General features: G+C 36.3%; 9 protein-coding genes. All 9 read right to left on the bottom strand.

What is annotated here, in order from left to right:
• Positions 1-81 precede the first annotated feature (81 nt).
• Positions 82-726, bottom strand: coding sequence for a helix-turn-helix transcriptional regulator (locus P0106_RS03780; protein ID WP_101891930.1), 645 nt, complete (start codon positions 724-726; stop codon positions 82-84).
• Positions 727-1,644: 918 nt separating this feature from the next.
• Positions 1,645-2,631, bottom strand: a complete 987-nt coding sequence (locus P0106_RS03775; protein ID WP_103013161.1) for a helix-turn-helix domain-containing protein — start codon at positions 2,629-2,631, stop codon at positions 1,645-1,647.
• A 468-nt stretch (positions 2,632-3,099) separates the two neighbouring features.
• Positions 3,100-4,383 carry a YcxB family protein gene (locus P0106_RS03770; protein WP_421780057.1) on the bottom strand — a complete coding sequence of 428 codons (1,284 nt, stop codon included), beginning with the start codon at positions 4,381-4,383 and terminating at the stop codon, positions 3,100-3,102.
• A 13-nt stretch (positions 4,384-4,396) separates the two neighbouring features.
• The gene (locus P0106_RS03765) at positions 4,397-4,693 is read right to left on the bottom strand and encodes a type II toxin-antitoxin system RelB/DinJ family antitoxin (protein ID WP_219725006.1); all 297 of its coding nucleotides are present in this window, start codon (positions 4,691-4,693) and stop codon (positions 4,397-4,399) included.
• A gap of 477 nt (positions 4,694-5,170) precedes the next feature.
• On the bottom strand, positions 5,171-5,608 hold the full coding sequence (locus P0106_RS03760) for a GNAT family N-acetyltransferase (protein WP_009994773.1): 438 nt from the start codon (positions 5,606-5,608) through the stop codon (positions 5,171-5,173).
• Positions 5,609-5,837: 229 nt separating this feature from the next.
• The gene (locus tag P0106_RS03755) at positions 5,838-6,323 is read right to left on the bottom strand and encodes an NUDIX hydrolase (RefSeq protein WP_004114742.1); all 486 of its coding nucleotides are present in this window, start codon (positions 6,321-6,323) and stop codon (positions 5,838-5,840) included.
• A gap of 459 nt (positions 6,324-6,782) precedes the next feature.
• Entirely contained in the window at positions 6,783-8,261 is a 1,479-nt protein-coding gene (locus P0106_RS03750; protein WP_004113321.1) for an Lsa family ABC-F type ribosomal protection protein, read from the bottom strand.
• 107 nt (positions 8,262-8,368) lie between these two features.
• Positions 8,369-8,653, bottom strand: coding sequence for a hypothetical protein (locus tag P0106_RS03745; RefSeq protein WP_004114737.1), 285 nt, complete (start codon positions 8,651-8,653; stop codon positions 8,369-8,371).
• A gap of 91 nt (positions 8,654-8,744) precedes the next feature.
• Positions 8,745-9,338 (bottom strand): DUF4097 family beta strand repeat-containing protein, encoded by a 594-nt coding sequence (locus tag P0106_RS03740; RefSeq protein WP_004111245.1) that lies wholly within the window; start codon positions 9,336-9,338, stop codon positions 8,745-8,747.
• Positions 9,339-9,462: the final 124 nt, after the last annotated feature.

Here is a 9,462-nt window from a genome sequence, read left to right as displayed (position 1 = left end):
CGCCTTTTCTCCATTAATCATGTTTTTTATCAACAAATATTATGAGAAAAAATATTAAAACCAGACCCACCCACCCATTTACTACTTATTACGAAGCAAACCAACTTTCATAAATTCCTTATCTCCAATACGGAACTTTTTACTATTAAACGCCACTCCCATAATTCTGCTAATAATATACTCATCAGTTATAAGCACGAAATACTGCTTATCTTTTTTATCCACCAAATAATACTGATCAGCCCCAAGAGTGGCAACAGCTTTACTGAAATCATATATGCCAAACAATGGCAATCCTCCAAGGAGAGTAGAAAACCATCCAACAAAATTATCCACCATTTTCTCAGATGAACTGTTATAAGTCTTAACAACAGTTAGCATATTGATTTCTGAGTCAGGATATTCATCTAGGACAATCTGCTCTTTAACTTTCGACTTCTTAAAACTGCTCAACCTACCGTCGAAACCATATTTATTGAGATTAATAGGCTTCTTAGTAATAGAAAAATCAACACTATTGTTCTCATCCAAAAGATAATCAACACTCACGCTTAGAGCATACGCAATAAATTTCAGATTCTCGATATCTGGCAAACCCCGATTCGTTTCCCATTTTGCTACAGCAGCACGAGATACCATCAATAATTCCGAAAGCTCCTCCTGCGTCAACCCAGCTTCCAGACGAGCCTTTCTAATTTTTTCCCCCAAAGATATAACACTACTCATGACACAACTCCTTTCAAATCACTTATTACACATCATGAAATTACTTGACGGAAACCAAAATAGTATTGAAACATTTGATTTATATACCGCCTAATTACAAACTAACAAATAATTTACAACGGAAAAAGAAACAAGGTGAAACACTATAGTTACCAACTGTAACAGAATAAGAAATCAAATAATGTAGGGAACTTTTTTACAATTTTTACACCGATTTGTTCCCTAAAACATAAGCAACTAGAGCACACAAACACTCGACAGCAGAATAGCAAAATCACATCTAGAATCTCGAGAAGTAAGCTTAAATCCACCGCACGCTAAACCTTTTAACATTTAGTCCTACAACCACATTTCTAAACAAAGCCAATCGTCGCACTAATATCCCGCCAAACATCGGAACAAAATCCAGACAATCGTCGGAATGAAAACCCGCCAATTCGCAAGGAAAACAATGAAACATCGCGCTTGCTCTTGCTTATTAAACCCTTTAATAATAGCCATCGCAAAACATAATCTACATAAGAGCAAAATCAAGTACCTTACGCATTCTCTTCCAATAGAAAATCCGGTAAATATTTGTATATAATCCCTTCTTGCGAAAAATTCATTGTGTCCATCGATAAAACGAATTTGGGATAATTATCCTTAACCAATCAATAAACGCCAAATTCCCTACTACGAGCATCTTCGCTAGCCATCAAATAAGCAACTTGATAACTTGGAGGAATAAGTCTTATCGAGAACAGAAGTAAGCTGGGTGTGGCTATCTAAAAAAATGTCCGCACCCCGACGGTAAAGCCTATATGTGCGACATTTTTAATCATACTTTCACCCTTGGGGGTAATATTAAGCGCAAGCATACCATATTTCGTTCGGATAGCACCTGTTATTCGCCACAAAATCGACGCTGAAAGTCACTTATTTCTTTCCGAGCCTCCACGCTTTGAGCACTACTTCTATTACTCCGTAAGTCAATGCGGACAACGGCCAAACAATCCAACTTTTTCCCCAATCGGACGTGATGAAACTGTAGACTAAATAAATGCAGACAATTATAAGCCAGTAAGCTTGGAGCAATAACCTAATCTTTGCAGGATAGACAATCTTTTTCTTCGGTTGCAGCAAACGGTAATAGGACGAGCGGATAATATTCGCCTGTACAAATAAATAAACAGCTGCTGCCACTAGGGCAATAGCGATAACTACAAAAAAGTCGGATGAAAGTTGATAAAATTCCGGCACTATATCCGAAATTATAAGAAAAATAAAGGCAACCATACATAAAACGACACCGCTGACCGTCCGCAGCACATACGACGGCATGAACCGTTCCAAGCGTTCTTTGAGCACACTGTCAACTCCGTAAGCTGTTTCAAAGTCCTCTTTTTCCAAATATTGATAACGCTTTTCGTGGAAACTCTGAATAATAAAAATAGCTACAGCTACGGCAATAATAGCAACGCTGAATGCTAAGCCAATAGTTTTACCGACTTGCGCATTTACTGTGGTAGAAAGCAAAAGATTACTGCCGATCAACGGGATTGCCGCCAGAATACAAAGAAGAACGCCTAGAGCAACATAGGCGGCAAATGATATTCTGTGAGCAATATAAGCGGAGGCTTCTTCCAGCTCAATTACACGCATGCGGACGCCGGCTTCTTCCTGGCAGGCATTTTCATTTGCGTTGACGTTCTTCCCCATAACATCAATTTCATCTTTTACAAGAAGATCTGTACTAACACCAAACAAACGGCTCAATGCAATTATCCGTTCCATATCCGGGATACTTTGTGCACCTTCCCATTTGGAAACAGCTTGGCGACTGACGCCCAATTTGTCCGCCAATTCTTCCTGCGACCAACCGTTTTGTTTACGCAGTTCCAATATTTTATCTGCTAAAATCATAAAAACATCTCCATTTCAAACTCGAATTCATCATGATCGTGGTGAAATTATAGCTGAAACAGCAGTTGCGTAGTAGCAAGTGCGATTGGCAATTTCCGTTGAAAGCGCAATTTCTGCCGACAAATGAGCGCAACCGACCGCCAATTTGTTTTCTCTCATGTTCGCACCGCATTTTCCAATCATCTTCACTAACGCAAGCAAGCGCATCCGTTACAGACTGCAAATCTTAATCCTCATAATATTCAACAAGCAACTTCTTAAACTCAGGAACCTTATTTTCTTGAATAACCAACAAGCCATTACCATGAGAAATCAAATAATGCAGGGAACTTTTTTACAATTTTTACACCGATTTGTTCCCTAAAACATAAGCAACTAGAGCACACAAATATGGATTCTACTATCTGACAATCACTATCTGGCAATCTTCAGATACTCTTCGATTCTGGCATCCAACGATTCTGCCTACTACCAATCTGCCCTACTGCTCTCTGCAATCAGTCCAGTGCTATATTCATAAGTATAAGTGTTCTGCATATGAGCATCACTCGACGACCAGCTTCCATTTGAAGATTTTGAAGCCTTAAACAGAATATAAAGACCACATTTTCCATCCTGAGAGTCCCTGTTATACTGCAGATAAGTAATGTCCGAACGGCTTTCACTCAGAACAAAGTACATATCCCCCTTGGCGGTATAGTTCTCCTTGAACGCAAAGCCTTTCGCCGCAAAATACTTATCAAATATCTTAAGCGCTGCATTTCTTTCCTTCTTTGATTCTAAATCACGCTCAGCGGCATCATGCAAATCGTAATTTTTATCTGGCTCTTCAACCTTTAATCTTGTATCTTTTAATCTTGTATCTTTCCTGTTATTGCGATCGATTCTGCGATACCACTCAGATTCACTTATTTTTGGATCAGTATCACTTGAATCTGTCATTGGTCGAAGATACTTAAGGAAAAACGGACCTTCAGACCGATAAAGATAATACTCAAAAGGAGCATACATATCATCCACGTGCTCTGTGTATGTACCATTATCATTTTGTTTCACAGAATATCTTCCAACAATAAATAAAACGTCAAAAAATCCAAGACCTAAGATAATCAATACGCAAAGTAGAACAGATAGATAACGAAGTACAATTCTTATACCTATTTTCCGTATACGCGAAATAAGATAGAGATTATAGAAAACAAATTCAAGAGCAATCGTAATCATCCAAACAACTGGCATTGCCGCGCATATAACATATACCCAAGTCTGCAAAAGCCACCGATTTGGAAGATGCAACGCAGTTATTTCAAAAAATGCAGTTAGAATACCACTTAACACAAAAAAGCAACAAAGAACCAGTGAGAGTCTACCCTTCCCCTGTTGATTATCATAGCTAAGAAAAGATTTGTTACGCTCTACATTTGCACTCCTAAAACGACTATGTATATTGCGCTGCCCAATAACACAAATAACCCAAATAAGAGACACTACAACAAGAAGAAGAATTGCAAAACAATAGGTGATCCATCCAAAAAGCTGTAGCTTATTGGACGCCATAAAAACAGTTCCAATAATCATTAAGATGGAAAAGATTTCCGCACTCAGTTGTAAAACCTTATACTTGGACAATTCCTTATTTGCACTGTTAAGGTTCTCACATATTTGCTCATGTGATTCACAATATAGTGGATTTTTCTCATCTGTGGGAGTATGTTCCTGCTTTTCCTTCTCTTTCATCGATGAATCTGACATTTTTCTATCCCTATCATCGTTCAAGCTCTTCAAAAACATCATCTATCGGATAACTATCACCGCGAGCCGCCTGATCATAGCCTTTAGTCATCAAAGCATTAAACGTTTTCTCATCCATATCATCTTGTGCTGGAAGCGACTTCGGAATAGTAAGAGAAAACGGAATACCCTTATTAAGAATGATTTGACGATAAAACATGTCAATAGCAGTAGCCCTAGGAATTCCAATAGTTTCCAGAATCTGCTCCGCCTGCTGCTTAATATTTTCTTGTATTCTCACATTCACATTCGCTGTTTTAGTAACTGCCATATCAATCAACCTCCATACACTCATCATAAAATACTGTATCGCATATTGCAACACATTTGCACGAATGGGATTTTTTGACTGTCATACACGATTTTTATGTTCGCATTACTGCATCTGATAGCACGATCAAGCGCCGTGACGGTGGGAAGCACCACTTATTTTCTCGTTTGAGTTTGAACATAAAAATAGCAGATAAAGGGAAGGAAATGAATTTACACCAAAGTGAGGGTTTGACCGATTCTTATCATCTTATCTCCTTTACTTTCTGTAACATATTTAATGGAACTAACATTTTGTCGTGTATATATTAGTGAGAAGCATTTGAAATACTTTCTTAGCTTCTTAGTGAATTTTCCCTATTTATTGATAGCAAAACATAGGGAAATTAGGCAAGAAAAAAGACGATAGATTTTTTCTTTTTTCTATCGTCTTACACATTTAGTATTCAATTTTTCAGTTCAACAAACTAGAATTGACTTATTCGAAAATTTTAATAAATCTCTTTTGCGTCTTATCACATACATATCCTATATTTTCATAGAATTTATGTGCTTCTGTTCTTGCTTCTGCTGAGTTTAACCTGATAAACTTAAGTAATTTTTGTCGAGAATCCATTTCTAAATGATTCATCAATTTTTTTCCAATGCCTCTTCCTTGAAACTCTGGTAAGACAGCTAATCCTAGAATATTTAATCCACAATCTGAATAAAGACTCTCATACATTTCAGCATGTACAAATCCAACAACTTTATGTAAATCCTCATCCTCATAAACATAAATCACATGATGCTTTTTATCAGCTGATAGTTTTGTGATTTGATTCTCTACTAACTCTGTAGAAACAGTATATCTTAAAGAAATATCACATATTTCTCGTATAGATTGAGCATCTTCTTTTTTTATTTTTCTAATCATTTCATTACCTTCACAACTTCAAATTTATCTAGCTCTATTATTTCAGATATACCCTCGACCATATAGTTATAACAGTAAATCTTACAATCTTGTAATTACCGTATTTCTATTAAGCTTAACCTTGCCTTTTCTCTTTATATATTCTTCAATATCAAACACATTCTTCTTGTCATAATCTTCTAAGAAATAATGTTTATGTAACTATCTCTTGCCATAATAGCGGGATTCATTAATATCTTTCATCTGAAATTATATGCTCTATTCCACTATGCTCCGATTTAAGATATTCTTTCATAAATGTCGGGTAAGCCTTAAACTTATCAAGCTCATCTATAGGTAACCAATGCATTGTCTCTTTAGCACCTGACTCTGTAGTGCTTTGGCTCGTAAAATCTCTTTTGCCCATGGGCTTCATCATGTAGTAGAGTGTAAGCTCATGGAAGTCTACTCCATCTAAGCCGGAGCTACCGATGAATAAGTTCTCGTGTATGACGGCAAGGTGATCTACTTCATAATTAAGACCTGTCTCTTCAAATACTTCTCTCTTAACGGCTTCTTCTGACGTCTCGCCCATGTGAACCGCTCCGCCAACTGAGTAGAAATAGTCATCCTCATCATTTCTTGCAAATAGCACACAACCTTCTTCGACTATGATAGCTGCCGCTCTATATCTAAATGCTTTTTTATCGTTAATAAATCCGCAATTATATTCCATAGTTTACTCCTTTATTTTTTATCTAATGACTGTGACTTATGGTTCAAATGCAAACAAGTTCCCAATCTTAATTGAAAATCCAAGTGATTGATACATTTGTATATCACATTGTGCACAAGCAACAGTCATTGAACTTATTGCACTCGACCCTAGAGCGTTGATATCTTCCCTCAAACAGCCAAAATACGTTCAAAAACCACGCCAAGCCAGCTTAAATCCACCACGCATTAAACCTTTTAACGATAGCCCTCGCTAAGCCCTGCTACACAAGGGCAAATTTGCACCCACCTATTAAGCCCTTGACATCAATACGACAGTCTCACATGTTTCAAGACTACCCTGATGATAACCATGCATCAAAAAAGAGCCTTAACGTTCGTTGCAGGAAAGAAGCTGACAAGGGGAATGTCGTATGATGATAAAAGTCTAAGGCACTACAAACTGGGATTTGGATTTTACTTAAAATTGTATTATTTTATTAGCGATATCTTCTACAAATCGCTTATCGTGTTCCACAAATATGAGTGTAGGCTTTGCTTCTTTTATAATTTCCTCAATCTGTATTCTTGATATTACATCTATATAATTCAGTGGTTCGTCCCAAACAAATATATGAGCTGGCTTTGAGAAACTTACAGCAATTAAAACTTTCTTTTTTTGTCCATCACTATAATTCTTCATATCCATTTCAAATAATTCTCTTGAAAAATCTAATTTTCTTAGAATTGTTTTACACAATGTTTCATCAACATCTTGCTTGTGAATATATTCATTTAGGCTACCTGTTAAATTAGATGTGTCTTGAGGAATATACGAGATTTTTAAATTACCTGCTAATTTTATCTCACCTGTATACTCGTGATTTATACCTAATAAAATTTTAATCAAGGTTGATTTTCCGCTACCATTACCCCCATATATAGCCACTATGTCGCCTTGCTTTATCTCGAAACTTACATTATTTAGGATCTGTCTCTCTCCATAGCATGATGATAAATTGCTAACCGATATTAGAGGATTTTTATGATGATGTAATGGATGCAATAATAGACTTTCCTTTGTTTCGATATCTTTTAGTAAACTCTGTTTTTCTTCTATTGCCTTGTTTTGTCTATTCTCCAAATTCTTAGATTTTTTCATCATCTTGGCTGATTGATGACCTATATGTCCTTTGTCTGGTTTTACACCTGATACTTTTACACCATTTTTAGTATTTTCAATTTTATCAGACCAAATTTGACTTTGTCTTGCAGACTCTTTTAATCGTTTAATATCTTTTCTTAATCTCTCATTTTGACTAATTTCAAATTGGTCTTTCATCACTTTGTTTTCATACCATGATGTAAAATTTCCCGATTGGACATCAATAGAATTCCTGTTAATAGAAATAACATGATTGATACAACCATCTAAAAAATCTCTATCATGAGATATAAGCAAAAATCCTTTTTTACTTTTCAGATATTCACTTACAATTTTTCTTCCGTCCATATCTAAATGGTTTGTTGGTTCATCAATAAGTAAAAAGCCATCTTCTCTTGTAAACAAAATAGCTAAAAGGATTTTTGTTTGTTCCCCTTTAGAAAGCGTTTCAAACTCTCTGTAAACAAGGTTCTCATCTACATTTAGCAAACTGAGTTCTCTAAATAACTTCCATTCTTCATCATCTGATATTAGTTCTTTATATAACTCAATTCCTAATTTTGAAGTATCGCTTATATTTGGTGGAAATTTAATAAATTCAACATCCTTGCTTATTTTACCTTGATAAGTTTCTTGATTTAAAAGTAACTTAAATAGAGTTGATTTACCGATTCCATTTCTTCCTATCAATCCCGTTTTCCAGTTTGTATCAAAGGAAAACGATACATTTTTAAATATGGGTTTTACATATCCATAATATGAGAAAGTGAGGTTTTCAATTTTAATTACTGACATAAAACGCCTCCCTAAATTATCATTTACCGCCCGGGTGCAAAGTGTGTGCACCTTTTAACGTTTAGTTTTTCATGTATTACTACGGTTATCACTGCTTTGCTTTTCAGTCATTTCAATTCTCGATTAGGTAATTTTCCAGTTCTCAAAGCGACAGTAACAAACTCAACCTCTTGCAAGCACTTCTCGCAAAGTTCATAACCTTCATTGAAGTTCACTCTTGACCTAAATGTGCTAGCAATGAATTCGCATGGTGAGGTGATCCTTTCAACTACACCGCACCGTTCGCACTCAGCATACACATTCCCATCCTTAATCGGAATAAACATTCCATGATCTTTCTCATTTCCCATGACGCTAACATCTTCGAAATCATCAAATTTTACATAGAGCATATACGGCTTCCTCCTTTATCGGTATGTCTATATACGCTCTAATTCCAACTTATATCAAGTTTTATTGCTTCTTTTTTGATCTATATGTCTGCTACTTCGCAATAGCTTTCCCATTAAGACAGTGCACCATGTAATGCGCAAATCCATCGTTTTTACAATTTACCTTCTTCTTATCTGAAACCTCGGTGACACCATTCTCACAATCTACTTCAAGGCTTGCATCCTTGGTGATTGTTCCTTCTAAAATACTCATGCCATTTAACGTATCAAGCGTACAAACATGAGTTACTTCTACGTTTGTTGCTGAAGCCAACCCATTATAACATTTAAGAAAGACATCATCCGCCTTCAAATTAACAACTTCTACCTTGCCATTGTTCACTTCTACATAAAGCTTACCAATCTCAATATCCGTGATGAGCACTTGATTAGAATCAGATTCAACCTCACAAACTTCCACATCATGTGGCAAACTCACAACAATTTCAGGCATACCCTGAGTAAGCCACCTCACCCAATTCGAAGCTGAGACTTTTTTAGTTTGAATAAGCCTTATAACATTTTGCGCTTCCTCAACCCTCAATATATCTTGTTCACAGTTAACAAAGCTCACGCCAAAGGTATCAGCACGTTTCACCGTTAAACGAACATCTTTCGTCTCTGCGATAAACTTCTTATTATCCATTCCTTAAGCACCTCCTCGTGCACATACTAATAATCAGGTTTCATTTTACCTTTTGAGCTATATTTTCCCACTTCACAGCCTGGGTGCAAAGTGTGTGCACTTTTTAACGTTAACATCCTGTGCA

It is taken from the genome of Gardnerella sp. c11Ua_71, from assembly GCF_055818025.1.
This window is presented reverse-complemented; position numbering and strand designations above follow the sequence as displayed.